This is a genomic window from Kitasatospora sp. NPDC127060, from assembly GCF_042724935.1.
Taxonomy (GTDB): domain Bacteria; phylum Actinomycetota; class Actinomycetes; order Streptomycetales; family Streptomycetaceae; genus Kitasatospora.
The window spans coordinates 71,450-95,892 of record NZ_JBHXEG010000016.1 but is presented as its reverse complement, the minus strand read 5'-3'; the positions used below and the strand labels follow the sequence as shown (position 1 = coordinate 95,892).

The following is a 24,443-nucleotide window of genomic DNA, read 5'->3' as shown; positions in this document are numbered from 1 at the left end:
GCCAGCATGGAGAAGGCCGCCCACCCCCGGACGGTCCGCCGCCGGACCGCCCGCGCCCGTACCCTCCCCCGGCGGATCGCCGCGGCGCTGGGGACGCTCGGCGCGCTGCTCGCGCTGATGCTCGCCGGTGCCGCGCCGGCCTCCGCGCACGCCACCCTGGACGCCACCGACCCGGCGCAGAACTCGGTGGTCGCCACCGCCCCGGCGGCGGTGACCCTGACCTTCAGCGAGAGCGTCTCGCTGTCCGGGGACTCCGTCCGGGTGCTCGACCCGGCCGGCAAGGCCGTGGACACCGGCAACCCGGCGCACGCCGACGGCAAGGGCGACACCGCCCGGGTCGGCCTGAACAGCGGACTCGCCAACGGCACGTACACCGTCGCGTGGCGGGCCGTCTCGGAGGACTCGCACCCGGTCGGCGGGGCGTTCACCTTCTCCATCGGCGCCCCCTCGGACACCTCGGTGTCCACCACCGCGCTGCAGGGCGCCAAGGCCGACGGCCTGGTCGCCGCCCTGTACGGCACCGGGCGCACCGTCGCCTACGCGGCGTTCGCGCTGCTCGCCGGGGTCGCCGCCTTCGTGCTGGTCTGCTGGCCGGCCGGCGCCGCCCGGCGACCGGTGCAGCGGCTGCTGATGACCGGCTGGACGGCGCTGCTGGCCTCCACCGTCGCGGTGCTGATGCTGCGCGGCCCGTACGAGCGCGGCTCGGGCATCGGGCAGGCCCTCGACCTGTCGCTGGTGCGCGCCACCCTGGACGAGCGGATCGGCACCGCGCTGGCCGCCCGACTGCTGCTGCTCGCCGCGGCCGGGATCTTCCTGTCGCTGCTGGTCGGGCAGCTGGGGCAGCCGTCGCAGCCGGTGGCCGCGCCGGCCGCCGAGGAGCAGGGCCGGGGCGAGTCCACCGAGGACGCGGAGTCCCGCGAGGCCGCCGAGCTGCGCGCGCTGGAGCAGCGGGCCGCCGAGCGGCCGCAGCGCGAGACCCGGCTCGGCCTGGGCGTGGCCGGACTGCTGCTGGTCGTCGCGCTCTCGGCCACCTGGGTCGGCGCCGACCACGCCTCGGTGGGCATCCAGGTCTGGCTGGCGCTCCCGTTCGGCGTCCTGCACCTGATCGCGATGGCGCTCTGGCTGGGCGGCCTGGCCTCGCTGCTGGTCGCCCTGCGCGAGGGCGTCGGCGCCGAGGTGGTGGACCGCTTCTCGAAGATCGCCTTCGGTTCGGTGGCCGTGCTGGCCGGCACCGGCATCTACCAGTCCTGGCGGGGCCTGGGCAGCTGGAGCGCGCTGACCGGCACCGAGTACGGGAAGCTGCTGCTGGTGAAGAGCGGCTGCGTGGTCGTGATGCTGGGCGTCGCCTGGATCTCCCGCAGCTGGCTGGCCCGGCTGCGCTCGGCCCCGGCCGAGGCGGCGGAGGTCGAGCGGGCCGAGGTGCCCGAGCCGGTCGGCGCCGCGGCGCACGGCGAGGACCCGGTCCGACGGGCCCAGCTGGAGCGCCAGCGGGCCGCCGCGGCGAGCGCCGGGCGCGAGCGCGGACTCACCCCGACCCGGGCCGGGCTGCGCCGCTCGGTGCTGGTCGAGGCGCTGGTCGCGGTGGCGGTGCTGGTGGTCACCACGATGCTCACCAACTCCCCGCCCGGGCGGGTGGCGGGCGAGGTCAAGGCGGCCGGGAACACCGCCCCGGTCGCGGGCGGCACCGCGGCCGCCCCGCAGACCGAGCCGGGCCGCACGGTGGAGCTCAAACTGCCGTACGACACCAAGGGCCGGACGCCGAACGCCAAGGGCACCGCGACCGTCACCCTCAACCCGGCCCGGACCGGCCCGAACGAGGTCAAGCTCGCGCTGGACGGCGCGGACGGCAAGCCGGTGGACGTCCCCGAGGTGCAGCTCGCCTTCACCCTGCCGGACCGCGACCTCGGCCCGCTGCCCGTCGCGCTCACCCCCGAGGGCACCGGCCGCTGGAGCGGCACCGCGCAGCTGCCGCTGGGCGGCACCTGGGTGGTCTCGGTGCAGATCCGCTCCTCCGACATCGACCAGACCACCCCGACCCAGCAGTTCAAGGTCGGGTGAGCGCGGTGGACGCGGTGGAACAGAACGCGGTGGATCAGGAAGCGATGGAACCGGAAGCGGTGGCACAGCACGGGGCGGCCCCGGCGGGCTTCACCCGGCGGGCGCTGCTCGGCACGGCCGGCGCCGGACTGCTGGTCGGCGCCGGGGCCGGGGTGGCCGGGGCGGTCGCCTACGACCGCCGGCCGGACGCCTCCCCCGAGGCCCCGGGCGGCGCCCTCGGCGCGGGCCGGGTACCGTTCCGCGGCGAGCACCAGGCCGGCATCCTCGAACCCCAGCAGGCCCGGGTCCAGCTGGCCGCCTTCGACCTGGTCGACGGCGCCGGCCGGGACGGACTGCGCGGCCTGCTGCAACGCTGGACCAAGGCCGTCGACCGACTGACCGCCGGGGAGCCGGCCGAGGAGTTCGACAACCAGGTCGCCCTGGACGCCGGCCCCTGCTCGCTCACCCTCACCCTCGGCCTCGGCGCCGCGCTGTTCGACAAGACCGGGCTGGCCGACCGCCGCCCGGCCGCCCTCGAACCGCTACCCGCCTTCCCCGGCGAGGCACTGGATCCGACGCGCGGCGACGGCGACCTGTTCGTCCAGCTCGGCGCCGACGACGCGCTGGTGACGGTGCACGCCCTGCGCACCCTGCAGAAGCTGGCGGCCGGCACCGCGACACTGCGCTGGCAGTCGGCCGGCTTCGCCCGGACCCCGGGGGCCACCGCCCGGCCGATCACCGGGCGCAACCTGATGGGCCAGATCGACGGCACCAACAACCCCAAGCCCGGCGAGGACGGCTTCGCCGCCAAGGTGTTCTGCACCGCCGGCGGGGACCAGCCGGCCTGGCTGGCCGGGGGCTCGTACCTGGTGTTCCGGCGGATCCGGATGCTGCTGGACCACTGGGAGGAGCTGCCGGTGGAGCGCCAGGAGCGGGTGATCGGGCGGCGCAAGGCGGACGGTTCGCCGCTGAGCGCGCCGGCCGGCTCGGGCGAGGGCACCCCGGTGGACCTCGCCGCCCAGGGCCCGGACGGGGCGCTGGCCATCCCCTCCGACGCCCACGTCCGGGTCGCCGCCCCGGCGGGCAACGGCGGGGCGGCGATGCTGCGGCGCGGCTTCTCGTACCACGACGGGGCGCTGCCGGACGGCTCGCCGGACGCCGGGCTGCTCTTCCTCGCCTTCCAGGCCGACCCGCGCAAGGGCTTCACCCCGGTGCAGCGCAAGCTCTCCCGGGGCGACGGGCTGTCCCGCTTCCTGCGGCACGAGGCGAGCGGGCTGTACGCCGTCCCGCCGGGGGTGCCGGCCGGAGGGTACCTCGGGCAGCAGCTGCTGGAGGGGTAGAGGGGGAGCGGTCCCGGCCTGCGAAACGCTTTCCGGCCGGGGCCGCGGAATCGTTATGGTGGCTGCTTCGGCACCACCCTGCTCCGGTACCACTCCCGTTCACTCACGGAGGCGTCATGTCGGCCACCCGCTACACCTACCTCGGTCCGGCCGGCACCTTCACCGAGGCGGCGTTGCACACCCTGCCCGAGGCGGCGACCCGGGAGCTGGTGCCGCTGTCCTCGGTGGCACTGGCGCTGGAGGCGGTGCGCGGCGGGGAGGCCGCCGGGGCGTTCGTGCCGATCGAGAACTCGGTGGAGGGCGCCGTCACCGCGACCAACGACGAACTGGCCTCCGGCGCACCGCTGATGATCTACCGTGAGGTGCTGCTGCCGATCACCTTCGCGCTGCTGGTGCGGCCGGGCACCGAGCTGTCCGGGGTGAAGACGGTGACCAGTCACCCGGTGGCCCAGCCGCAGGTGCGCAAGTGGCTGGCGGCCAACCTGCCGGACGCCGTCTGGGAGTCGGCCGCCTCCAACGCGGACGGGGCCCGGCTGGTCGCCGAGGGCCGGTACGACGGGGCGTTCGCGGGCGAGTTCGCGGCGCCGATCTACGGGCTGGACCCGCTGGTCAAGGAGATCGCGGACGCCCAGAGCGCGACCACCCGGTTCGTGCTGGTCGGCCGCCCGGGGCGGGTCTCCTCGCCGACCGGGGCGGACAAGACCTCGATGGTGGTCCGGCTGCCGGACGACCACCCGGGTGCGCTGCTGGAGCTGCTGCAGGAGTTCGCGGTGCGCGGGGTCAACCTGATGCGGATCGAGTCCCGGCCGACCGGCGAGGGGCTGGGCAGCTACTGCTTCCTGATCGACTGCGAGGGGCACCTGTCCGAGCGGCGGGTGGCCGAGGCGATGATGGGGCTCAAGCGGATCAGTCCGCAGGTGCGGTTCCTCGGCTCCTATCCGCGCGCGGACCGGCAGACCTCGAAGCACCGCCGGCCGGGGACCTCGGACGAGGACTTCGCCGCGGCGGCGGACTGGTTCTCCCGCGCGCTCGACGGGCGCGGGGAGATCTGATCCCGGCCCGGTCCACGCATGATCCACGACGCCTGAGCGCCATCTCGCGTCTTTCCGGCCTTTTCCGACCGCTATCGACCGTTATCGACCGGGCTGATCAAGTGCGGCGGGTGACCGTACCGTCATCCACAGGAACGTCCGGCTCCGGGGGCCGCTGTCCACAGGCCTCCGCACTGTCCACAGCCGAAAGTTATCCACAGGCCTGGGGATGAGTCGACAAACCGGTATAGCCATTGCCCAGAACTGGTCGGACCATCGGTTTGCGGCGCAGAGATGACTTATCCGACCAGAGTCACCCGGTTGCCTGCAAATCACCCGTGCGAGTGCTTCAATTCCCTCACCCGAGAAGGTTCATTGAGGTTTGAAAGCACAATTCCCTGGTTTCCATCGGCGGACGCCGATCGTCCGCTCTCGTCCACAGGGCCCGGGCCGGGCCTGTGGATAACCCGGCCCCGGCCCGGACCCCGCGCGTTGCCCCCAGGAGTTATCCACAGGATCCGGTGAGTTATCCCCAGGGGAAAACCGGTACCGGTGGAGGAACGCCCGCCCGGTACGCTTGGGCCTGTGATTGACCTTCGCCTGCTCCGTGAGGACCCTGACCGAGTGCGCGCCTCGCAGCGCGTCCGTGGCGAGGACGTCGACATCGTCGACGCCCTCCTCTCCGCCGACGAGCGACGCCGGTCCTCGGGCAGCCGCTTCGACGAACTGCGCAACGAGCAGCGGGTGCTCGGCAAGCAGGTCGCCCAGGCCAAGGGCGAGGAGAAGACCGCCCTGCTGCAGCGCACCAAGGAACTGGCCGCCGAGGTCAAGGCCGCGGACGCCGAGCAGAGCGCGGCCAAGGAGGAGGCGGACCGCCTGCTCCGCTCCCTGGCGAACCTCATCGACCCGGCCGCCCCGGTCGGCGGCGAGGAGGACTTCGTCACCCTGGAGGAGATCGGCACCCCGCGCGACTTCGCCGCCGAGGGCTTCGAGCCCCGCGACCACGTCGAGCTCGGCCAGCTGCTGGGCGCGATCGACACCGAGCGCGGCGCCAAGGTCGCCGGTGCCCGCTCCTACTACCTGACCGGTCCCGGCGCGCTGCTGGAGCTCGCCCTGGTCAACATGGCGATCGCCCAGGCCACCGCGGCCGGCTTCATCCCGATGATCACCCCGGCCCTGGTCCGCCCGGCCGCCATGGACGGCACCGGCTTCCTCGGCCAGGCCGCCGAGAACGTGTACCACCTCCCCGAGGAGGACAAGTACCTGGTCGGCACCAGCGAGGTCCCGCTGGCGGCGTACCACATGGACGAGATCATCGAGGCCGACAAGCTGCCGCTGCGCTACGCCGGCTACTCGTCCTGCTTCCGCCGTGAGGCGGGCACCTACGGCAAGGACACCCGCGGCATCATCCGCGTCCACCAGTTCGAGAAGGTGGAGATGTTCGTCTTCACCACGCCCGAGGACGCGGAGAACGAGCACCGTCGCCTGCTCCAGTGGGAGAAGGACTTCCTCAACGCGCTGGAGCTGCCGTACCGGGTGATCGACGTCGCCTCCGGTGACCTCGGCTCCTCGGCCGTGCGCAAGTTCGACATCGAGGCCTGGATCCCGACCCAGGGCAAGTACCGCGAGGTCACCTCGACCTCCAACACCACCGAGTACCAGGCCCGCCGGCTGTCGATCCGGATGCGCGAGGAGGGCAAGACCCGCCCGCTCGCCACCCTGAACGGCACCCTGGTCGCCGTCCCGCGCACCATCGTGGCGATCCTGGAGAACCACCAGCAGGCCGACGGCTCGGTCGTCCTGCCCGAGGCGCTGCGTCCGTACCTCGGCGGGCGGACCGTCCTCGAGCCGGTCAAGTGACCTCGACCGCACACCCGATCGGTGGCGACCTGCCCTACCGGCTGGTCGCCACCGACCTCGACGGCACGCTGCTGACCAGCGCGGAGGCCGTCTCGGAGCGCACCCGCGCCGCCCTGGCCGCGGCCACCGGCGCGGGCGCGCTGCACATCGTCGTGACCGGCCGCTCGGCCGTCTGGGCCCGCCCGGTCTTCGACGAGATCGGCTACACCGGGATAGCGGTCTGCGGCCAGGGCGCCCAGGTCTACGACGCCGGCGCGCACAAGCTGCTCACCTCGCTCACCCTGGACCGCCGGCTCGCCGCCGTCGCCCTGGAGAAGATCGAGGCCGAGACCGGCCGGCTGGCCATCGCCGCCAACCAGGACGGCCTGGACGGCCAGGTGCTGGCCGGCCCCGGCTACGAGCTGCTGATCGGCTCCGACCTCCCGGTCGTCCGGGTCGAGCGCGGCGAACTGCTCGCCTCCCCGGTCAGCAAGCTCTACATCCAGCACCCCGGTCTGACCGACGACGCCCTCGCCGAGGCCGCCCGGCGCGCCGCCGGCGACCTGGTCGGCGTGGTGATGGCCGGCGCGGGCGTGGTCGAGCTGCTGCCGCTGGGCCTGTCCAAGGCCACCGGCCTGGCCGTCGCGGCCCGCCGGCTGGGCGTGCGCGCCGCCGACACCATCGCCTTCGGCGACATGCCCAACGACGTGCCGATGTTCGGCTGGGCCGCGCACGGCGTGGCCATGGCCAACGCCCACGAGGAGTTGCTCGCCGTCGCCGACGAGGTCACCGCGGGCAATGACGAGGACGGCGTCGCCGTCGTCCTGGAACGCCTCTACCCGGAACGCTGAGCATCGGGGGCCCGCGGTGATCGCCAGCACGCCGGTGGCCCGGTGGACGTGGAGCGGGGCCGTCGACGCCCCCGGCCCGCTCGACTCCGACCTGCTCGACTCCGACCTGCTCGCCCGCTGTCTGCGGGACCTGCGGACCGGCTGGACGGCGCTGTCCGGGCAGCGGCTCGCGGTCGGTGAGCCCGACGTCCGGCTCACCCTCGGCGACACCGGCAGGCCGAACGCCCAGCTGTACCGGGGCGCCCTCACCAGGCAGTTGCCGCCCGGCCCGTACGGCTCGGCGGACGCCTGGTGCACCGTGCCGGGGCTGCTCGACGGCGGGCCCGGCCGGCTCGACGGGGCCGCGCCCGCGGCGGGGCTGTTCCGGCTGTCCGCCGGCGCGGACAGCCGCTCCGCCCGGGTGGAGCTGGTGACGTACTCCGACGCCTGGCTGCCCTTCGACCTGCGGGGCCGGGCGCAGCCCGCCGTGCACGCTGCGAACGCGCCCCGGCTGGCGGCCGTGCTGGCCGGACTGGCCGAGGCGCTCGGCCGGGAGACCGCCCCCGAGGAGCCGACCTCCTTCGGCACCCCCACCACGACCGGCGTGCTCCCTCGCCAGGAGCCGGACGGCAGCCCGTCCGACACCTGGTCCCGCTTCGAACTGGCGGGCCGGTACCGGGAGTTCGTCCACGCGCCCGGCCACGGCCGGATCGGCTACCGGCGCACCACCGCGACCCCGGTGCGCTACCTGCCGGTCTCCGACGGGCACGGGCCGCTCGGGTACCTGTGGGCCTGCGACAGCGAGCACGCGGCGAGCTTCGAACCGCTCGACCTGGCGGTGCTCGACCACCCGGAGCGCTACCGGACGGCCCGTGAGTGGCTGGCCCGGCTGCACACCGCCCACGACCTCGGCCTCACGCCCGGCGAGGCGCTGGCCGAGCTGACCGGACGGCCACCGGGCGAGGCCCACGGGCCGGTCGAGCTCCAGGTGCTGCGGGAGCCGGGCCAGCGGGACTGACCGGTCGAGCGGAGCCGGTCGAGTGGAGCCGGTCGAGTGGAGCCGGTCGAGTGGAGCCGGTCGAGTGGAGCCGGTCGACTGGTGCCTGCGCGGTCGCGAGCCGGCCGGCCGGGCGTGAGCGTCGCCGGTCAGGTCACCGGTCAGGTCACCGGTCAGCTCACCGCGCCCGGGGTGCCACCACGGCGGAGTCGGGCGCACCGCGGGCGGCCGGCCTGCGGGCGACTCCGTCCGCGAGCAGCAGCAAGGCGGCGGTCACCAGCGCGGCCATGTGTTCGTAACCCGCCAACTCCGGGTCCACCACCGTGATCGCGGACGTCACCAGCACCACGCCCAGCGCGGTCCAGCGCGCCCCGAACCGCCAGGCGACCAGCAGGCCCAGACCGACCACGGCCGCCGACGGCCCGGTGTCCCGGACCTGGGCGAACACGGCGGGCAGGTGGAGCAGGTGGCCGGGCGGCCGGGACACCCCGAAGCGCGCGTAGCAGGTGCCCACCAGCGAGCAGGTGTACCCGACGGCGACCGTGCGCCACGGGCCGAGGGTCAGCTCGGCGATCGCGAAGACCACGAACACCTGGGCCAGCGCCCCCCAGACCGGCAGGCCCAGGGCCGGCACGAATATCGAGACCGGGAAGCGCAGCAGCGCGACGTCCCACGGCTCGCTGGCCCGGACCACGCCTATCCGGGAGACCAGGGCCGCCCCGCTCGGGAACTGGTCGACCGCGGCGAACAGCAGCACCAGGCAGCTGGAGACCACGGTGAGGGTCAGTGCGGCGGCGCCCCTGGCCCTCAGTCGGGCGCGCGCTCGGCGGTGGAGCAGGCCCCACTCGCTCTCGACCGCGCGCCGGATGCCGGGACGGTTCACGACGCTCCTCCAGTCCCGATCAGGCGTCGATGGTGGCCGCACACCGGTCCGCGGCACCGGCGCGCGGCCGACCGTCGGAGCCCGGGGTGCACGGCCGCAGCAGCGCGAAGTAGGACAGGGCCGGTCCGGACTGCCGGATGACGTGCAGGCCGACGGCGTTGGCGTGCCGGGCCAGGGTCGCCGGGCGGATCTGGTGGCGGTCGAAGAACTCGCCGACGACCAGGCGGCCGGTCGGCTTGAGGACGCGGCGCAGCTCGCTCAGGGCGGCGGGGACGTCCGGGATCTCGCCCAGCGCGGTGACCAGGTAGGCGGCGTCGAACGTGGCGTCGTCGAAGGGGAGTTCGCGCGCGTCGGCCAGGGTGGGGACGATGGTGCCGAGGCCTGATCCGGCGGCCCGGCGCATCACGTGGTCGAGCATCTCCTGCTGGATGTCGACGATGTCCAGCCGGCCGTCGGCGCCGAGCCGGGGCGCCACCTGGAGCGACTGCAGCCCGGTGCCGGGACCGATCTCCAGCATCCGCTCACCCGGCAGCGGCTGGAGCTGCTCGGCCAGCCGCTCCCAGGACAGGAACGGCAGTGGCAGGTCGAGCAGTCGGTGCTGCGCGTAGGGGTACGGCGCGGAGTCGGTCACCCACCAGGCAGTGGCCGCGGCCGCGACCGAGGCGCCCGCGAGGGCCCAGATGCCGGGCTTGCCGAACGGGGCGCGCAGGGTTGGGGAGGGTTGGCGCATGGTTCTTCTCCAACGTTGGTCGTCGGCGTGGGGCGGTGGTGCCCGCTCAGTGGATGTGGCCGCCGCCGTTGGGGGCGGCCGCGGTGAGGAAGGCCGACGCGCCGTCCGCTCCTCGTTCCCGGGAAGGCCGGTGGCCTTCGCCGGTGGTTCGCGGCGGCGCTGCGGGGGCCGCGCACCCGCGCGACCCCGCACCGACCATCTGCCGTCCAGCCAACAGCAGTTGGGCCGGGCCGGACACGTGGCCAGCCCACCGGACCGGGGTAGGGATAACCCACCTGTCGGTCCCGGCCGTCGTGGTCGGGCGGGGTGGTGGTGCCGGCGGTGTCGGCCGGGGCGGTAGCGGGCCGCGGCTGCGCGGCGGCGCCGGCCCGGATGCGACGGCGGCGCGACGAGGCGCCGGGCAGCACCTTCCGGAAGGCAGCCACCGCCGCCGACCGCCAGGTCGGGCCCGGTCGGGTCAGGTCAGGTCAGGTCAGGTCGGGTCAGGTCAGGTCGGGTCAGGTCGGGTCGGGTCAGGTCGGGTCAGGTCGGGTCAGGTCTCGGCAAGCTCGGCTACCCGTTCGAGCTGCTCACCCGGACGATGAACCGCCCCGCACCGGCGGTGGCTCCTCGCTCTGCACGGGCGTGCTCAGTGGACCGTGATGCCGCCGCGCGTGGTCTTCACCACCACGCTGCGCGGCGCGTCCACGGCGGTGTTCGGCAGCGAGACGCTCGGCGACGACCAGGAGCTCTGCGCGTCGACGTGGTAGGTGGCGTCGTGAGGCACCTTGAGGTCGACCCCGCCGTAGCCCGTGGTGACCTTCAGGGAGGCGGGTGCCGCCGTGAAGGAGGCGCTGACCGCGCCGTCGGTGGTGATCACCTCGGCGTTCGGGGCGCTGCTGTCGGCGAGGGTCACCGCGCCGTACGTGCTCCGCACGGTCAGCGGGCCGGACGACTGGTCCACCTCGACCCCGCCCAGCCCGGTGGTCAGATCCAGTCGGCCGGTCAGGCCCTTCGCCTGGATCCCGGCGTCCCCGGTGCTCACCTGCGCGGCCAGGCCGGCCGGAACCGTGATCCGCAGGTGCCCCGAGCAGTCGCCGGAGCAGCCGGCGGTGACCGTGACGTCCGGCCCGGACCTGGCGACGGAGACCTGCGGGACACGGCCCGTGTAGCTGCCGTCCATGGCCACCGTGACCTGCGAGGAGCCGTCCTGATCCAGCGTCACACCGAGTCCGTCGGTCCGGACCGTCACCTGGCGGGCGCCCGCCGCGTCCTGCTGCCAGTTGCCGCTGTACCGGTGCTGCACCGGAAGCAGGGCGACCACACCCCAACTGGCCACGGCGACGACCGCGACGAGGACGGCCAGCCCCATGAGGAAGCATCCGCGGCGCATCTTCGGTGTGGTACTGATCTCAAGCTCCCAGGTAGCGCAGCACGGCGAGCACGCGACGGTGGTCTCCCGCCTCCTGCTGCAGATCGAACTTCACGAAGATGCTGCGGATGTACTTCTCCACCGCCGCCGTGCCGATCACCAGATCGGCCGCGATCCCGGCGTTGGAACGGCCCCCCGCCATGGCCGTGAGGACCTCCCGCTCGCGCGGCGTCAGGGTGGACAGCGGATCCCGCTGCCGGCTGCCGGCCAGCAGCTGCTTGACCACCTCCGGGTCGAGGACGGTCTCACCCGCGGCGACCCGGCGCAGCGCGTCCACGAACTCCTCGGCGTCCGACACCCGGTCCTTGAGCAGGTAACCGACCCCGTTGTCATTGGAGTTGACCAGGTCGATGGCGTAGCGCTCCTCGACGTAGTTGGAGAGCACCAGGACGCCGGTCTCCGGCCAGCGGGCGCGTACCGCCAGTGCGGCGCGCAGGCCCTCGTCCAGGAAGGTGGGCGGCATCCGGACGTCCGTCACACAGGCGTCCGGCCGGTGTTCGGCCACCGCGCGCAGGAGTTGCTCCCCGTCGCGGACCGCGGCGACCACCTCGATCCCCTGCTCGCTGAGCAGCAGTTCGATGCCCTGGCGCAGCAGCGCGGAGTCCTCGGCCAGTACTACCCGCACGGCAATTCCACCTCGATCACGGTCGGTCCACCCACCGGACTGCTGATCCGGAACCGCCCGTCCACCCCGGACACCCGGTCCGCCAGACCGGTCAGACCCGTACCGGCCGCGAGGTCGGCTCCGCCACGTCCGTCATCGCCAACCGTAACGTCCAATCGGGCGCCCTCCCGCCGGATCTCCACCCAGGCGCGGGTCGCATGAGCGTGTTTGGCCACATTGGTGAGCGCCTCGGTCACCGTGAAGTAGGCGACCGCCTCGATGGCGGAGGAGGGGCGCGGCTCCACCAGGACGTCGAGGCGCACGGGCACCGGAGCCAGCGCGGCGACGGCGGAGAGCGACGCCTCCAGGCCGCGGTCGGTCAGCACCGGCGGGTGCAGGCCGCGGGCCAGGTTGCGCAACTCGGCGATGGTGCTGAGGGTTTCCCGCCGGACGTCCTCGACCAGCTCGTTGGTCTCGTGGTCACCGGACTTCTTCAACCGCGAGCTGGCCCGGCCCAGGGTGATCGACATCGCCACCAGGCGTTGCTGGGCACCGTCGTGCAGGTCCCGCTCGATCCGTTTGCGCTCCGCCTCGGCGGCGTCCACCACCCGGGCTCGACTTTCCGTCAGCTCGGTCACCCGCTGCTCCAGTTCCATGCCGCGGGGCCGGGAGAGCAGTGCGACGGCCAGCGCGGTGTCCAGCGCCAGCAGGAGTCTGACCATCAGCGGGGAGAGGACCGCGCCGACCAGCAGCGCCACAGCCGCGACCAGCAGCGCCCGGGGCAGGGAATCCACCACGAACGGCCCGAGCTGGGCCTGGCCGCCGGGCAGGCCCCGGTAGTAGGCCGGAAGCAGCACCATGGTCAGCGGCACGGCCCAGGTCAGCGCCACCCCGACCACGGTCACCACCGCCACCGGCATCATCAGTACGAAGTAGCCGATCAGCCGCCAGGTGCAGAGGTTGTGGACGAGCGACTGCAGCGACTTGGCCAGCCGCCACGAACAGACCGGCACCGGCAGCTCGTCGAGCTCCAGCCCGCAGGTCACGGCGAACCGGGCGCGCTCGACGGCGGCCAGCCGGAACAGCGCCCACCCCGCCGCCACCGTGAGCGGCAGACCCACCAGGCCGGCCGGCGCCAGGCAGACGGCGGCGACCATCACGACCAGTACGACCAGTCCCGCCAGCGCCACCAGACCGTCGAGTACCAGGTGGATCGACGCCCACCACAGGACGGGGGAGGCCAGCGCACGCAGCGGATTGCCCGGCACCACCTCGCGGGGTGGCCGGGCGTCCGTCCAGGCTCTGCCGGTGGCACGGCCGACGATGTTCTCGGTCAACTGCTTCGGACCCGCTCTCGTGGGCGGTGCGGGCGGCGACCAGTTCACCGTCCGCACCTCGATTCGACAAGGGGACGGTACCCAACCCGACGACCCGTCGACAGCGAGGAGAGCCCACCAGCGGGGGTAGGGTTTACCCCCCGTCCGGCCGGTGGGTTCACGCTGCCGACCCGGCGCCGCCCGGTGCGACATCGTGGGGACATGACCGATCGACACTCGAACGCCGCCGGCCGCCCCTGCCCGGCCGGCGGGACCGACGACATCGAGCAGTTCCTCGTGCGCCACGGGGACACCATCGACGACCGGGTCGCCGAGATCGTCGAAGAGGTCCTCGGTGAGCAGCTGAGGCGGTCCCGGCGCGACGTCGTGCCGCCGGTCACCGTCGCGCTGCTGGCGGCCGCGGCCGTCTCGCCGGCACTCATGTGGTGGAGCCCGTGGACCGTCCCCCTGGTGTGGGCCGTCACCTCGGTCATCTGCGTCTCGCTGTCATGGACCGCCCCGACCCTGCGCCGCTCGTAACGGGCCCAGGGCCCCGCCCCGTCCCGCCCCGCCCTGCCCCGGTCGAGGGGTGCCCCCGCGGTCGACCGGCCGCGATGCGGTGGCGGCCACCGTGGGTTCATCCCCAGTTGTAGGATGACCGGGCAAGCGGTTGTAGGATGACCGACGACCGATGAGTGGTGTGCGAAGGGAGGCCCGGTATGAGCAGCGGCGGCAACGGCCTGCAGGCGGCCGGGCGGCGTTCCCTGGTGGACACCGCGATCGACCGGCTGCGCGAGCAGCTGGCCGACGGGGCCTGGCCGGTGGGCTCGCAGATCCCCACCGAGCACGAGCTGGCCGAACAGCTGCAGGTCGGGCGGAACACCGTACGGGAGGCGATCCGGGTGCTGGCGCACGCCGGAATGCTGGTCTCCCGGCAGGGCGAGGGCACCTTCGTACGGTCCACCAGCGACCCTGCGGCGGTACTGCGCGGCGTCCAGCGCTCGGGCATCCGGGACGTCCTGGAGGTCCGGGCGGCGCTGGAGACCGAGGGCGCCCGACTGGCCGCTCTGCGGCACACCCCCGAGGACATCCGGCGGATGCGGGCCGCACTGGCCCGGGAGGCCGAGGTCTTCGCCCGGCACCCCGAGCGGGCCAGCCGCGAGGCCACCGTCGAGCACGACCTTGAGTTCCACACCGCCGTCGTCGAGGCCGCGCACAACCCGGCCCTGGCCGAGGTGTACCGCTACTTCGGCGCCTCCGTGCGCGAGGCGATGACCTCCGCGTTCGGCGACCACGAGATGCCCGAGGCGGTCGTGGCCACCCACGAGGCACTGGTCGACGCGATCGAGAGCGGCGACCCGGACCGCGCCGAGACGGCGTGCCGCGCGCTGCTCGCCGAGCCGACCGCGGCCGTCGAGCAGCTGCTCGCGGCCATCGCGGCCCGGAAATAGGACGGCGCGAGCCCCCTTCCGTCCTCCCCGCGGCCGGTGGAGGCCTCCCTCCGCCGTGCCCGCACCACTCCTGATCCACGGAAAGAACAGCACACCCATGGCCGTCACCCGTGCCCAGCAGCCGGTTGTCACCGCTCCCGCCCCGCTCCCCGTCCGCGCCCGGCTGGCCCACCCCGCCCTGCTGCTGACCGGCATCCTGCTGGTCGCGCTGAACATGCGCGCCTGCCTGGCCGCCGTCTCCCCGATGGTCGCCGAGATCCAGCGGACGTTCGGGCTGTCCGCCACCGCGAGCGGGCTGATCACCACCGTCCCGGTGCTGTTCCAGGGCGTCGGCGCCCCGCTCGCCCCCCGGCTGACCCGCCGGTTCGGCGCCGAGCGGGTCGTGCTGGGCGCGGTGCTGGTGCTGGGCGCGGGCGTGCTGCTGCGGGTGCTGCCCTCGGTGTTCGCGTTGTACGCGGGCTGCGTGGTGATCGGCGTGGCCATCGCGGTGCTGAACGTGTCGATGCCGGGCCTGGTCAAGCGGGAGTTCCCGGACCGCGCGGCCACCATGACCGGCGTCTACTCGACCACCATGCTGGTCGGCGCGACCCTCGCGGCCGGCACCTCCGTCCCGCTGGAGCACGCGCTCGGCGGCGGCTGGCGGGCCTCGCTCGGCGCCTGGTCGCTGCTCGCGCTGGTCGCCGCGGTGGCCTGGCTACCGCAGGTGCTGCGCTCCCGGCAGGAGCAGGCGGCGGTCGCCACCGCGACCCGGCCCGCCAAGCCGATCGAGGGCCTCTGGAAGTCCCCGCTGGCCTGGCAGATCAGCCTGTTCATGGGCATCTCGTCGCTGCTCGTCTACACCCTGGTCGCCTGGATGCCGACCATCCTGGCCGACCACGGCATGGACCGCGGCCAGGCCGGCCTGGTCTTCGCCTTCTCCAACCTGGTCCAGGTGGCCGGCGCCTTCCTGGTGCCGCTGATGGCCGGCCGGATGACCAGCCAGCGCGCCCTGGCGGTCACCATGGCCGCCCTGAACGGGCTCGGCATCGCGATGCTGCTGGTCGCGCCGGTCTCCGGCGCCTGGGCGACGGCGGCCGTCCTCGGTGTGGCCCAGGGCGGTTCGCTGGGCCTCGGCCTGGCCTTCATCGTGCTGCGCACCGGCACCGCGGCCGGCGCCGCCCAGCTGGGCGGCATGTCCCAGGCGATCGGCTACCTGGTCGCGGCGGCCGGCCCGGTCGGCGCCGGTGCGCTGCACCAGCTCACCGGCGGCTGGGACGCCACCCTGGTGCTGATGCTGGTGCTGGTCCTGGTGGTCGGCGCGGCCGGCTTCGGGGCCGGACGGAACCGGACCCTGTAGGGCCCGGGGTCACCCGTCGGAGGGTGAGGGCCAGGCCCTACTCGAAGGCGAAGCCGAGGCCCTACTCGTCGGCGGCGAGGGTCAGCCCGGCGAGCTTCACCGAGGCCAGCACCGTGGCCCCGACGGCGACCACCAGCAGCAGCGGGACGGCCACCCCGAGGGAGACGTCGGCGCCGATCGCGGAGTCCCCGGCCACCGCCTCGGCGACCGCCCGTCCCCACTGCTGGATGCTCAGCGTCCGGGCGCCCTCGACGAAGTTTCCGATCAGCGACTCCCAGATCAGCGCGTACGCCAGCCCGGCCACCACCGCGTGCCGGGTGACCACGCCGAGCAGCAGGAACAGCGCGCTGTACGCGGCCCCGGCGACCAGTACGGCGACGGTGTAGCCGAGCGCCACGCCGTCCTCGGTGCCGTACAGCAGCAGCCCGGCGAGCAGCGTCGGGACGGCGGCGAACACCCAGGTGGTGCCGATCGCGACGGTCAGCTTGGTGGTGATGATCTGCCGGCGCGGCAGCGGTTTGGCGAGCAGGTAGACGATCGAGCCGTCGTCGATCTCGGTGGCGATCACGCCGGTGCCGATCACCAGGCCGAGGATCGGGACGAGGGTGCCGAGGTCCAGCTGGCCGAGGATCTTGACGGTCAGGCTGTGCGCGTCCCCGCTCGACCCGCTCGCGATGGCCGAGACGACCAGCAGCAGGGCGGGGGCCGCCAGGAGCAGGACGCCGCGGCGGCGGCCGAGCAGGCCGCGCAGGGTCAGCCTGGCGACGGTGGGGTTCATGGTCGGTCGGCCCCTTCCCGGGCAACAGTGGAGGTCATGCGGACACCAGGTAGGCGAAGACGCTCTCCAGCGACTCGTCCGCCGGGGAGACGGTGTACAGCCGGATGCCGGCCTCCCGGGCGACCCTGGGCAGCAGGGTCGTGAAGCCCTGGAAGTTCACCGCCTCGATCCGCAGTGCCCGCTCCCGGCCGTCCACCTCGATGCCGGTGGTCGAGCCGTCGGCGATCAGCGCGGCGGCGAGCCGGCGGTCGTCGCTGGAGCGGACCAGGTAGCGGTGCGGGCGGTCGGTCATCAGCCGCCGGATCCGCCGGAAGTCGCCCGAGGCGGCGTGCCGTCCGGCCACCACCACCTCGATGTGCCGGGCCAGTTGCTCGACCTCCTCCAGGATGTGGGAGGAGAACAGCACCGTCCGGCCGTCCGCGCCGAAGCGGCGCAGCAACTCCATCAGCTGCAGCCGCTGGCGCGGGTCCATGCCGTTGAAGGGCTCGTCCAGCAGCAGCACGGCCGGGTCGTGGACCAGCGCCGAGGCCATCTTGACCCGCTGCTTCATGCCCTTGGAGTACGTCCCGGTGCGGCGGTCCTTGGCGTGGGCCATCTCGACCAGGTCCAGGGCCCGCCGGGCAGCGGCGCCGGGCTGGGGCAGGCCGTGGAGTTCGGCGTTGGCGAGGACGAACTCCCAGCCGGTCAGGTAGTCGTACATCGACTCCCGCTCGGGGACCAGGCCGATCTGCCGGTACACCTGCTGGTTGCGCCAGATCGGCGCGCCGTCCAGGGTGACCGCGCCGCTGGACGGGGCGAGGAAGCCGCTCATCATGTGGATGAGGGTGGACTTGCCCGCGCCGTTGGGCCCCAGCAGGCCGGTGATGCCGGGGCCGATCGACATCGTGATGTCGTTGACCGCGACCACGTTCCCGAACCAGCGGGAGACCTTGTCAATGGTGATGGTGGCCATGCCGCCCTCTCAGACGTCTTGCCGGACACTGCGGTTGATCGGACGTGGTTGATCGGACGCGGTCGATCAGACGCGGCTGTAGCGGCGCAGCAGGAGCCGGTACGCCCCCGCCACCATCGCCACCGCGACCAGGGCGAACACCAGCGTGCCGAGCGCGCCCGGGGCGTGCCGGCGGTCGATGCCGTCACCGAGGTCGAACACCTCGTTGACCAGCGCCTCCACCAGGCCGTTCGGCGAGATCAGCGCCGTCCACTGGGCCGCGTCCGAGCCGCCCGGGCTCGGGCTGCTCATGCCCACCACGACCGCCGCGACCGTCGAACTCACCGCCAGGTAGCCCATGATGGCGGCCACCCCGAAGCCTCGGCGCGGGGTGCTCGCGGCGATCACCAGCGCCACCGAGGTCGGCACCAGGGCGTACAGCACGGCCGCCGCCAGGCCGTACAGGAAGTGGCCGGTGTTGTGCCCGAAGTCCATCCCGGCGAGCAGCGCACCGATGTACAGCACCAGCAACGGCGCTGCCATCAGAAGGAGTTGGGCACAGGCCATGGCGGCGAACTTGGCCCGGACGTAGTCGGCGCGGGTGATCGGGCGGGAGAAGTAGAGCGGGACGGTGTGGTACCGGAGGTCCCTCGAGAGCAGCACCGGCGCCTGGGAGGCGAGGAAGATCGACACCACCAGGCTGAGGCTGGAGAGGTAGCCGGCGTACTCGACCGGCAGTTCGTCCCGCTTCAGGTAGACCGCGGCCGCGACGAAGATCATCGCCGGGACGGTGACCACGCCCAGCAGCAGCATCGGCAGCACCTTGGACTTGCCGGAGCGGCCCAGTCCGTAGGTGGCGCGCAGGCTCTGGGTGAAGAGCGAGCGGGTCGCGTAGCCACGGCCCAGGCGCGGGCCGGTGTAGCCGCGGTAGCCGATGTCGTGGATGACGCCGGTGTCGGCGGGCCTGGTGTCAGGAGGCTGCGGCATCGTCCTTACCTCCCCTGGTGCCGTCGGTGCCGTCGGTGCCGTCCGTGTCGGCGGTGAAGAGCTCGGCGACCCGGTGCCGGCGCTGCTCCAACCGGACCAGGCCGAGGCCGAGTTCGGCGACCGTGTCGCGGATGGTGTCGTAGGTGTCCTCGCCGGCCAGCCGGACCAGCAGCAGGTGCGAGCCCTCCGCCTGGACCTCCAGCCCGCCGGCCGCGAGCCGCGCCCGGACCTCGGCGCCGGGCTCGGCGATCGCGTCCTCCGGGTGGTCGGTGACCTCGACCGCGAGGACGGCCGTCGCCTCGGTGAAGGAGGCGGTGGAGGAGGAGCGCAGCAGCTTGCCGCCGTCGATGACCACCAGGTGGTCGCAGGTGCGCTCCAGCTCGCCCAGCAGGTGGGTGGTGACCAGCACCGAGATCCCGAAGTCGGTGTGCACGCGGCGGATCAGGCCGAGCATCTCGTCCCGGCCGGCCGGGTCCAGGCCGTTGGTCGGCTCGTCCAGCAGCACCAGCTTGGGGTCGTGCACCAGCGCCTGGGCCAGCTTCACCCGCTGCTTCATGCCCGTCGAGTAGCCGCCCATCGGGCGGTAGCGCTCCTCGTACAGGCCGACGTGCCGCAGCGTGTCCGCGGTGCGCTCGCGGGCGGCGGTGGCGGGCAGCCCGGCCATCCGCGCCATGTGCACCACGAACTCGGTCGCGGAGACGTCCGGCGGCAGGCAGTCGTGCTCGGGCATGTAGCCGACCCGCTCGCGGATCTCCGAGCCCCGGGTGGCGATGTCCAGGCCGAGCACCTCGCCGCGGCCGGCGGTCGCCGGGGAGAGCCCGAGCAGGATCTTGATCAGGGTGGACTTGCCCGCCCCGTTGGCCCCGACCAGCCCGACGACCCCGGGCTGCACCTCGACGGTCAGCTGGTCGAGGGCGGTGACCCGGGGGAACCTCTTGCTGAGGCCCTCGGTCTTGATGACAGCAGTGGACACGCCCTCAACGTAACGGGCCTCTGCCACAAGGGCCATGAGCTGGAATGACGAGGCCGTCTAGTGCCCCGGTATGACACCGGGCCGGGCCACCCCTAGGGGGCCGCCCGGCCCGGTGTCACGTCCGCCGTCGGATCAGGAGCTCGGACGCTCCCACATCTCGGTGACCTTGCCGGAGGCGTCGAACGCGACCTTGTAGACGCCGCTCGAACAGGGGTAGAAGCCCTTCTGGTTCCCCGGCGTGGCGATGCACTCGTTGATGTGCTTCGCCAGGTCGGCCGCGTTGACGTCCTTCGGTGCGGCGACGACCGACTTGAGGTGGCCCTTGACGGTGGGCGCGAACTGCGCGGTCTTGTCGGGGCCCACCGCCTCGTGGGCGACGTCGTCGACGCCGCAGGCGTCCTTGGTCTCCTTGTAGACCAGGGCCGTCGCGCTGGTGCCCTTCTCGACGTTGATCCACTTCTGCCCGGCGGGCAGCGGGTCGCTGGTGCAGAAGCCCTCCGGGCCGCCGTCGGTGGGCTTGCCGCTCGGCGCGGGCTTGGCGGTGCCGGTGGCCGGAGCGGCGGTGGGCGACGCGGCGCCGGCACCGGCCGGCGCGGCGGTCGCGGTGGCGCCGCCGGCGCCCTGGTCGGACGTGTTGTCCGGGCCGCAGGCCGCGAGGCCCAGCGCGGCGGTGGCGACCAGAGCGGTGGCGAGCAGCCTCCTGGATGCAGACATGACGAAAGAACCCCCGTTTAACGCATGATCAGATGAAGGTGCGGCGGACAGACTAGCGCCTCCCGCCCACGGGACTCCTGGACGTGGACCGGGGCCTGCGCCGGCGCGGCGTCCCGGGGTTGCTGTGCGGGCATGTGTGCGGCCATGCGTGCGGCCATGCGGTGACCCTCACCGCTGTGGCACGGCTGTGACGGTCGGCGCACGAAGCCGTGGATCATCGCGGGATACAACTGGCACTGAAGGTTCACGAACGAGAGCGACATGGAACGGCAGGAACGCCCTGCCCTCCGGGGGAAACACATGCGCACCGCCTCACGCCTGATCGCCACCGCTGCTGCCGTCCTGACCGCCGGCCTCGCGCTGACCGCCTGCGACGGCCCGGGCACCGACTCGTCCTCGGCGGCGGGCTCCGCATCCTCGACGGCGGGCTCCGTGTCGTCGGCACCGGCCCCGGCCGCGTCCGGGAAGACGGCCCCGGGAGCCCGGGCCAGCGCGGATCTGCTCTACAGCGACGTGAACGGCCAGGCCTCCGCCTCCGGCCGTCACGTGTGCGCGGTGACCGGCTCCAAGGTCTCGATCATCCTGCCGAACACCACCCAGCAGACGCAGGTGGCCGTGACCGGCGGCGTCGACAACGGCACCCTCGACGTCTGCGGCGGCCTCGATGTCGACCCCTTCGCGAGCAGCCAGGGCTGACCAGGGCCGGAGGAACACCGGCGGCGCCTACGCCCACTCCCGAGGAGGAACCCGCGTACTCGGCCGCCCGGCTCCGCCCGGCGGCGCGGGGCGGAGCCGGGCTGCCGTTCAGGAGGAGAGGCGGTTCAGCGCCGCGGTGGCGATGCCTTCGACGTAGTTCGGGGCGTCGGTGGGCTGGCGGGTGAGCTCGACGACGGCGACCCTGGTGCCGCTGCGCAGGACCGCGACCCCGCCGCTGACGGTGCCGTCGCCGTTGTACGCCGGGTACCAGTGGGCGGCGCCGCCGGTGACGGTCAGGGTGTGGGCCGCGCCGTAGTACCAGTGGCCGGCGGGCTCGTCCCGGCAGTCCTCGACGAGCGCGACGAGCTGCTTCTCCCAGGTGTCGGCGGCGGTCCCGGTGGGGGCGCTCGCCGCCGACTCGATCAGTCGGCCGTCGGTGTCGAAGCTCCAGGTCACGGACGCGTACCCGGTGGCCTCGCCCTTGGTCAGGTCGCGCATCGTCTCCTCGCCGGAGCACGCGGACAGCCCCTGGCGTCCGGTCAGCGAAACGGTCGCGCCGACCGGGTTCAGGCCCTGCTGGACGTAGTCCTCGCTCTGGACGAGGGCGGCGGAGCCGAGTCCGGGCGCGGCGACCGCGGCGCGGTGCGGCGCGTTGTGCGTGGCGCCGTCGGCGGTGGCCGACTGGGTGCCGACGACGCTGACCGTGATCAGTGCGGCGGCGAAGCAGGCCGCGGCGGCGACCCGGTTGCGGCGAACGGACTTCTGCTGGACGGCCTGGTTCTCGGTCATCTGGTCCCCCTGCTGGTCGGGACGCCTGCTGCGTCCTCGTACAACCGGGGAGATGCCGCCGGAGGAACAAATGTTGGAGCCCTGACCGGCTGTTTCACAGCTGTGACAGAGCGGCCCTGACGACGCGGTCCATCGCGGCCGTCCCCAGGCAGGCATCGACCTCCAGCACCCCGTAGTGGCTGCCGCTGCGCAGCACGGCGATGCCGCCGCAGGGCTCCTTGCCCTCGGGCGCTCTGCCGGTGGTGTTGAGCGCTCCCGGGTAGAGGCCCATCCAACTCGCGGTGACGTCCGGGGCGAGTTGCAGCGTCGTGGTCTTTCCGTAGACCCAGTGCCCCGGCGATTCCTCCTGGCAGGGCACCTCCTCCAGCAGCAGACGCTCGCTGAAGTTCTGCGCCCGAGCAGGGCTCGGTGTCTCGGCGGCGACCTCGCGGGCGACCTGGTCGGCAGAGGCGACGGCCACCGTGGGGTCACCCGGATCGGTGCGGGTGGTGGTCATCAGTCCGCGGAAGTGGGCACCGGGCCCGCCCAGGGTCTGGCTGAGGGTCTTCTCGCCGGTGCAGGCCGCGTTGGCGTAGACCCCGTCGCCGTACCGGTCGGTGACGTGGATCCGCCCGATGCTGACGTCCGGGCCGAACGCCGCCGGTCCCAGCAGGTTCGCGGTCGTCACCGGCCCGGTCGCGCCGGTCGGCGAGGCGGAGGCGGAGAGGGAACCGGAGGACGCGGGCGCAGACCTCGGGACGGCCCCGCCGGGTGGCGGTGGCAGGACGAACCGGCCGGTCGCCAGTCCGAGCGCGGCGGCCGCCACCAGGGCGGCGACGGCGTACCGGGGTCGGACGACGGCGTGGCCGCCGCCCGCAGCGGGACCGCCGTTCACAGATCGGCGACCAGACGCTCGCGCATGAAGCGGCGAGCCTGGTGGATCCGGTCCCTGACCGTGCCCAACGGGATGCCCAGTTGCTCGGCGGCCTGGGCGTAGGTCAGGTCGCCCAGGTCGCGCAGCACGAAGGACTCCACCAGGGTGGGGTGCTGCTGCTCCAGCGCGGCCAGCGCCTCCATCACGTCGAGCCTGGTCCCGGCGATGACGCTGGTGGTGCGCGGGTCGACGGACTCGGGGAGGTCGGCGTGGCTGTCCTCGGCGCGCCGGCGCATCGAGCGGTAGGTGGACCGGGCGGCGTTCGAGGCGATCACCGTCACCCAGCCCAGGAAGGAGCCGCGGCCGCCGTACCCGCCCAGGTGCGTGCTGATGGACAGCAGCGCGTCCTGCGCGGCCTCCTCCGCGTCGGCGTGGTGGGGCAGGAAGCGCGAGCAGCGGCGCAGCACCACCGGCCGCAACTTCGCCAGCAGGTACTCCATCGACCCCGGGTCCCCCGCCTGGGCAGCCGCCACGAGCCGCTCCAGCTCGCCTTCCTCCAACACCCGGATCCCCCCGTTCGTCCCGCCCCGAGTACGGGTGTTCCACGCTCCCCCCGACTCCGGCAGAATGCTCCCACATGCGCAAGCTCGGCCGTTACCTCCTCCTGGAGCGGCTCGGAGCCGGCTCCTTCGCCACGGTCTGGAAGGCCTACGATCCGGAGCTCGACACCGAGGTCGCGGTGAAGGTGCTGGCCGAGAACTGGGCCGCCAACGCCGATGTGCGCGAGCGGTTCCTGGCGGAGGCGAGGCTGCTGCGCCGGATCGCCAGCCCGCGGGTGGTCCGGGTGCACGACGTCGGGGTGCAGGAGGAGCGGCCCTACTTCGTCATGGACTACGTACGTGGCGGCACCCTGGCGGACCGGGTCGGGCGGTGCGACCCGCAGGAGGCGCTGCGGCTGGCCGCGGAGGCGGGCTACGCGGTCCAGGTCCTGCACGAGGCGGGCGTGGTGCACCGCGACGTCAAACCGTCCAACCTGCTGCTCGCCGACGGCCCTGCACCGGCCGAGGTGCTGGTGGCGGATCTGGGCAGCGCGAAGCAACTGGCCGACGCGTCCGGGCTGACGGTGACCACGGGCACGCCCGCGTACATGGCACCGGAACAGGCCTTCCAGACCGGCGGGTTGGACGGGCGGGCCGACGTGTACGCGCTGGCCGTCGTGGCCTACGAGCTGCTGACCGGGCAGAAGCCGTTCGGCCCGGGCGGACGCGCCACAGCCCTGATGACCGACCAGCCGACCGCCTCGACGCTGCCGGCGCTCCCAGCCGCAACGGAGCTCCCACCGAACGTCGTCCTGCTGCTACGGGCCGCGATGTCCGTCGAACCGGCAGACCGACCGCCGACCGCCCAGGCCTTCGCGGACGCGCTGCTGGCTCCGGTTCCGCAGTCCCAGCCCCTCGAAGGCCCGCGGTGGCTGACCCCGCGCGCGGTCTGTCTTGCGTCGGGCGCGGTGTTCACGGCGACGGCCCTGCTGAGCTGGCTGCGGCGTTGAATCCGCGTCGACGATGACGACGGCCCCCCATGCCGTGGAACACCTGGAGCATCGCCAGCACGCCGCGGTCCTGCGTGATCCACGAGGACAATCCTTGCGAGTCCAACACGACCGTCTCGAAGCGTTCGGTCACGCCGCACTCGCCGAACCCGCCGACCCGGCGGACCCGCCTCCGGGAGGGCTTGGACAGCGCCTCGTTATCGAGAACGAGGGTGCCGTTCACGCGGCATCCTCCGGAGCGGCCCCTTCGCGATGGGCGGCGTGGTGTGCACGAATACGCTCTGCTCCGGCTGCGACCTCGGCCGGGTCGATCGGGCCGCGAAGGGGATCCGGACCGGGGCGGCCGGTCCTCGGTACGGCTGACCGAT

24 protein-coding genes and 1 pseudogene are annotated in these 24,443 nt (G+C 73.5%); 11 read left to right on the top strand and 14 right to left on the bottom strand.

Translation table 11 applies throughout. The features are described 5' to 3' along the window. Positions 1-6: 6 nt before the first annotated feature. The 6 genes from ACFWIS_RS12565 (at position 7) to ACFWIS_RS12540 (ending at position 8,095) form a co-directional block, all read left to right on the top strand. The gene (locus ACFWIS_RS12565; RefSeq protein ID WP_380452609.1) at positions 7-2,058 is read left to right on the top strand and encodes a FixH family protein; all 2,052 of its coding nucleotides are present in this window, start codon (positions 7-9) and stop codon (positions 2,056-2,058) included. A gap of 44 nt (positions 2,059-2,102) precedes the next feature. Further along, the gene (gene efeB, locus ACFWIS_RS12560; RefSeq protein ID WP_380452607.1) at positions 2,103-3,377 is read left to right on the top strand and encodes an iron uptake transporter deferrochelatase/peroxidase subunit; all 1,275 of its coding nucleotides are present in this window, start codon (positions 2,103-2,105) and stop codon (positions 3,375-3,377) included. A gap of 116 nt (positions 3,378-3,493) precedes the next feature. Continuing rightward, positions 3,494-4,429: a prephenate dehydratase gene (gene pheA, locus ACFWIS_RS12555; RefSeq protein WP_380452605.1), complete on the top strand. Its 936-nt coding sequence runs from the start codon at positions 3,494-3,496 to the stop codon at positions 4,427-4,429. Positions 4,430-4,993: 564 nt separating this feature from the next. Then, positions 4,994-6,268 (top strand): serine--tRNA ligase, encoded by a 1,275-nt coding sequence (gene serS, locus ACFWIS_RS12550; protein ID WP_380452603.1) that lies wholly within the window; start codon positions 4,994-4,996, stop codon positions 6,266-6,268. Beyond that, the gene (locus ACFWIS_RS12545) at positions 6,265-7,098 is read left to right on the top strand and encodes an HAD family hydrolase (RefSeq protein ID WP_380452601.1); all 834 of its coding nucleotides are present in this window, start codon (positions 6,265-6,267) and stop codon (positions 7,096-7,098) included. Before serS ends, ACFWIS_RS12545 begins: the two co-directional genes overlap by 4 nt. 16 nt (positions 7,099-7,114) lie before the next feature. Next, complete coding sequence (locus tag ACFWIS_RS12540; RefSeq protein ID WP_380452599.1) at positions 7,115-8,095, top strand: hypothetical protein; 981 nt, start codon at positions 7,115-7,117, stop codon at positions 8,093-8,095. Between the two features lie 157 nt (positions 8,096-8,252). Here ACFWIS_RS12540 and ACFWIS_RS12535 read toward each other — a convergent pair whose 3' ends face one another. The 5 genes from ACFWIS_RS12535 to ACFWIS_RS12515 form a co-directional block, all read right to left on the bottom strand. Further along, positions 8,253-8,957, bottom strand: a complete 705-nt coding sequence (locus ACFWIS_RS12535) for a hypothetical protein (RefSeq protein ID WP_380452598.1) — start codon at positions 8,955-8,957, stop codon at positions 8,253-8,255. A 19-nt stretch (positions 8,958-8,976) separates the two neighbouring features. Beyond that, positions 8,977-9,687: a class I SAM-dependent methyltransferase gene (locus ACFWIS_RS12530; RefSeq protein WP_380452596.1), complete on the bottom strand. Its 711-nt coding sequence runs from the start codon at positions 9,685-9,687 to the stop codon at positions 8,977-8,979. A gap of 628 nt (positions 9,688-10,315) precedes the next feature. Then, positions 10,316-11,059, bottom strand: a complete 744-nt coding sequence (locus ACFWIS_RS12525; protein ID WP_380452594.1) for a DUF4097 family beta strand repeat-containing protein — start codon at positions 11,057-11,059, stop codon at positions 10,316-10,318. A 19-nt stretch (positions 11,060-11,078) separates the two neighbouring features. Beyond that, entirely contained in the window at positions 11,079-11,723 is a 645-nt protein-coding gene (locus ACFWIS_RS12520; RefSeq protein WP_380452592.1) for a response regulator, read from the bottom strand. Further along, a complete protein-coding gene (locus ACFWIS_RS12515) occupies positions 11,714-13,039 on the bottom strand; it encodes a sensor domain-containing protein (RefSeq protein ID WP_380452590.1) in 1,326 nt (441 codons plus the stop codon). The genes ACFWIS_RS12520 and ACFWIS_RS12515 overlap by 10 nt, the downstream gene beginning before the upstream one ends. A gap of 201 nt (positions 13,040-13,240) precedes the next feature. Between ACFWIS_RS12515 and ACFWIS_RS12510 the strand changes: the two genes are divergently transcribed. The 3 genes from ACFWIS_RS12510 (at position 13,241) to ACFWIS_RS12500 (ending at position 15,805) form a co-directional block, all read left to right on the top strand. Further along, a complete protein-coding gene (locus tag ACFWIS_RS12510) occupies positions 13,241-13,558 on the top strand; it encodes a hypothetical protein (protein WP_380452588.1) in 318 nt (105 codons plus the stop codon). 179 nt (positions 13,559-13,737) lie between these two features. Further along, the gene (locus tag ACFWIS_RS12505) at positions 13,738-14,469 is read left to right on the top strand and encodes a FadR/GntR family transcriptional regulator (protein ID WP_380452586.1); all 732 of its coding nucleotides are present in this window, start codon (positions 13,738-13,740) and stop codon (positions 14,467-14,469) included. Positions 14,470-14,566: 97 nt separating this feature from the next. Continuing rightward, complete coding sequence (locus tag ACFWIS_RS12500) at positions 14,567-15,805, top strand: CynX/NimT family MFS transporter (protein ID WP_380452584.1); 1,239 nt, start codon at positions 14,567-14,569, stop codon at positions 15,803-15,805. Between the two features lie 61 nt (positions 15,806-15,866). Here ACFWIS_RS12500 and ACFWIS_RS12495 read toward each other — a convergent pair whose 3' ends face one another. The 5 genes from ACFWIS_RS12495 to ACFWIS_RS12475 form a co-directional block, all read right to left on the bottom strand. Further along, positions 15,867-16,583: an ABC transporter permease gene (locus ACFWIS_RS12495; protein WP_380452582.1), complete on the bottom strand. Its 717-nt coding sequence runs from the start codon at positions 16,581-16,583 to the stop codon at positions 15,867-15,869. Between the two features lie 34 nt (positions 16,584-16,617). After that, the gene (locus tag ACFWIS_RS12490) at positions 16,618-17,535 is read right to left on the bottom strand and encodes an ABC transporter ATP-binding protein (RefSeq protein ID WP_380452580.1); all 918 of its coding nucleotides are present in this window, start codon (positions 17,533-17,535) and stop codon (positions 16,618-16,620) included. 66 nt (positions 17,536-17,601) lie between these two features. Further along, positions 17,602-18,501 carry an ABC transporter permease gene (locus ACFWIS_RS12485; protein ID WP_380452578.1) on the bottom strand — a complete coding sequence of 300 codons (900 nt, stop codon included), beginning with the start codon at positions 18,499-18,501 and terminating at the stop codon, positions 17,602-17,604. Further along, positions 18,485-19,510: an ABC transporter ATP-binding protein gene (locus tag ACFWIS_RS12480; RefSeq protein WP_380452576.1), complete on the bottom strand. Its 1,026-nt coding sequence runs from the start codon at positions 19,508-19,510 to the stop codon at positions 18,485-18,487. The genes ACFWIS_RS12485 and ACFWIS_RS12480 overlap by 17 nt, the downstream gene beginning before the upstream one ends. 96 nt (positions 19,511-19,606) lie before the next feature. Next, positions 19,607-20,188 carry a hypothetical protein gene (locus ACFWIS_RS12475; protein ID WP_380452574.1) on the bottom strand — a complete coding sequence of 194 codons (582 nt, stop codon included), beginning with the start codon at positions 20,186-20,188 and terminating at the stop codon, positions 19,607-19,609. Positions 20,189-20,488: 300 nt separating this feature from the next. On the opposite strand from ACFWIS_RS12475, the gene ACFWIS_RS12470 reads away from it, so the two are divergent. Next, positions 20,489-20,884 carry a hypothetical protein gene (locus ACFWIS_RS12470; protein ID WP_380452572.1) on the top strand — a complete coding sequence of 132 codons (396 nt, stop codon included), beginning with the start codon at positions 20,489-20,491 and terminating at the stop codon, positions 20,882-20,884. 108 nt (positions 20,885-20,992) lie between these two features. Here the strand turns inward: ACFWIS_RS12470 and ACFWIS_RS12465 are convergent, their stop codons facing one another. From ACFWIS_RS12465 to ACFWIS_RS12455, 3 genes are all read right to left on the bottom strand, one after another. After that, positions 20,993-21,673 carry a hypothetical protein gene (locus ACFWIS_RS12465; RefSeq protein ID WP_380452570.1) on the bottom strand — a complete coding sequence of 227 codons (681 nt, stop codon included), beginning with the start codon at positions 21,671-21,673 and terminating at the stop codon, positions 20,993-20,995. Positions 21,674-21,767: 94 nt separating this feature from the next. Further along, the gene (locus ACFWIS_RS12460; protein WP_380452568.1) at positions 21,768-22,547 is read right to left on the bottom strand and encodes a hypothetical protein; all 780 of its coding nucleotides are present in this window, start codon (positions 22,545-22,547) and stop codon (positions 21,768-21,770) included. Further along, the gene (locus ACFWIS_RS12455; protein ID WP_380452566.1) at positions 22,544-23,089 is read right to left on the bottom strand and encodes an RNA polymerase sigma factor; all 546 of its coding nucleotides are present in this window, start codon (positions 23,087-23,089) and stop codon (positions 22,544-22,546) included. Before ACFWIS_RS12455 ends, ACFWIS_RS12460 begins: the two co-directional genes overlap by 4 nt. A gap of 74 nt (positions 23,090-23,163) precedes the next feature. Here ACFWIS_RS12455 and ACFWIS_RS12450 point away from each other — a divergent pair, with 74 nt between their 5' ends. Then, positions 23,164-24,075, top strand: a complete 912-nt coding sequence (locus ACFWIS_RS12450) for a serine/threonine-protein kinase (RefSeq protein ID WP_380452564.1) — start codon at positions 23,164-23,166, stop codon at positions 24,073-24,075. Positions 24,076-24,100: 25 nt separating this feature from the next. On the opposite strand, the pseudogene ACFWIS_RS12445 reads toward ACFWIS_RS12450, so the two are convergent. Further along, positions 24,101-24,208: pseudogene (locus ACFWIS_RS12445) on the bottom strand (DNA-binding protein); the annotation flags it as partial. Positions 24,209-24,443 lie beyond the last annotated feature (235 nt).

Bases quoted from the DNA above. Each gene is read 5' to 3' on its own strand.
- ACFWIS_RS12490 (WP_380452580.1), bottom strand. From the start codon at position 17,535: ATGGCCACCATCACCATTGACAAGGTCTCCCGCTGGTTCGGGAACGTG.
- ACFWIS_RS12495 (WP_380452582.1), bottom strand. From the start codon at position 16,583: ATGAACCCCACCGTCGCCAGGCTGACCCTGCGCGGCCTGCTCGGCCGC.
- ACFWIS_RS12530 (WP_380452596.1), bottom strand. From the start codon at position 9,687: ATGCGCCAACCCTCCCCAACCCTGCGCGCCCCGTTCGGCAAGCCCGGC.
- ACFWIS_RS12465 (WP_380452570.1), bottom strand. From the start codon at position 21,673: ATGACCGAGAACCAGGCCGTCCAGCAGAAGTCCGTTCGCCGCAACCGG.
- ACFWIS_RS12500 (WP_380452584.1), top strand. From the start codon at position 14,567: ATGGCCGTCACCCGTGCCCAGCAGCCGGTTGTCACCGCTCCCGCCCCG.
- ACFWIS_RS12525 (WP_380452594.1), bottom strand. From the start codon at position 11,059: ATGCGCCGCGGATGCTTCCTCATGGGGCTGGCCGTCCTCGTCGCGGTC.
- ACFWIS_RS12485 (WP_380452578.1), bottom strand. From the start codon at position 18,501: ATGCCGCAGCCTCCTGACACCAGGCCCGCCGACACCGGCGTCATCCAC.
- ACFWIS_RS12510 (WP_380452588.1), top strand. From the start codon at position 13,241: ATGACCGATCGACACTCGAACGCCGCCGGCCGCCCCTGCCCGGCCGGC.
- ACFWIS_RS12480 (WP_380452576.1), bottom strand. From the start codon at position 19,510: ATGGCCCTTGTGGCAGAGGCCCGTTACGTTGAGGGCGTGTCCACTGCT.
- ACFWIS_RS12470 (WP_380452572.1), top strand. From the start codon at position 20,489: ATGCGCACCGCCTCACGCCTGATCGCCACCGCTGCTGCCGTCCTGACC.
- ACFWIS_RS12565 (WP_380452609.1), top strand. From the start codon at position 7: ATGGAGAAGGCCGCCCACCCCCGGACGGTCCGCCGCCGGACCGCCCGC.
- ACFWIS_RS12505 (WP_380452586.1), top strand. From the start codon at position 13,738: ATGAGCAGCGGCGGCAACGGCCTGCAGGCGGCCGGGCGGCGTTCCCTG.
- efeB (WP_380452607.1), top strand. From the start codon at position 2,103: ATGGAACCGGAAGCGGTGGCACAGCACGGGGCGGCCCCGGCGGGCTTC.
- ACFWIS_RS12450 (WP_380452564.1), top strand. From the start codon at position 23,164: ATGCGCAAGCTCGGCCGTTACCTCCTCCTGGAGCGGCTCGGAGCCGGC.
- pheA (WP_380452605.1), top strand. From the start codon at position 3,494: ATGTCGGCCACCCGCTACACCTACCTCGGTCCGGCCGGCACCTTCACC.
- ACFWIS_RS12475 (WP_380452574.1), bottom strand. From the start codon at position 20,188: ATGTCTGCATCCAGGAGGCTGCTCGCCACCGCTCTGGTCGCCACCGCC.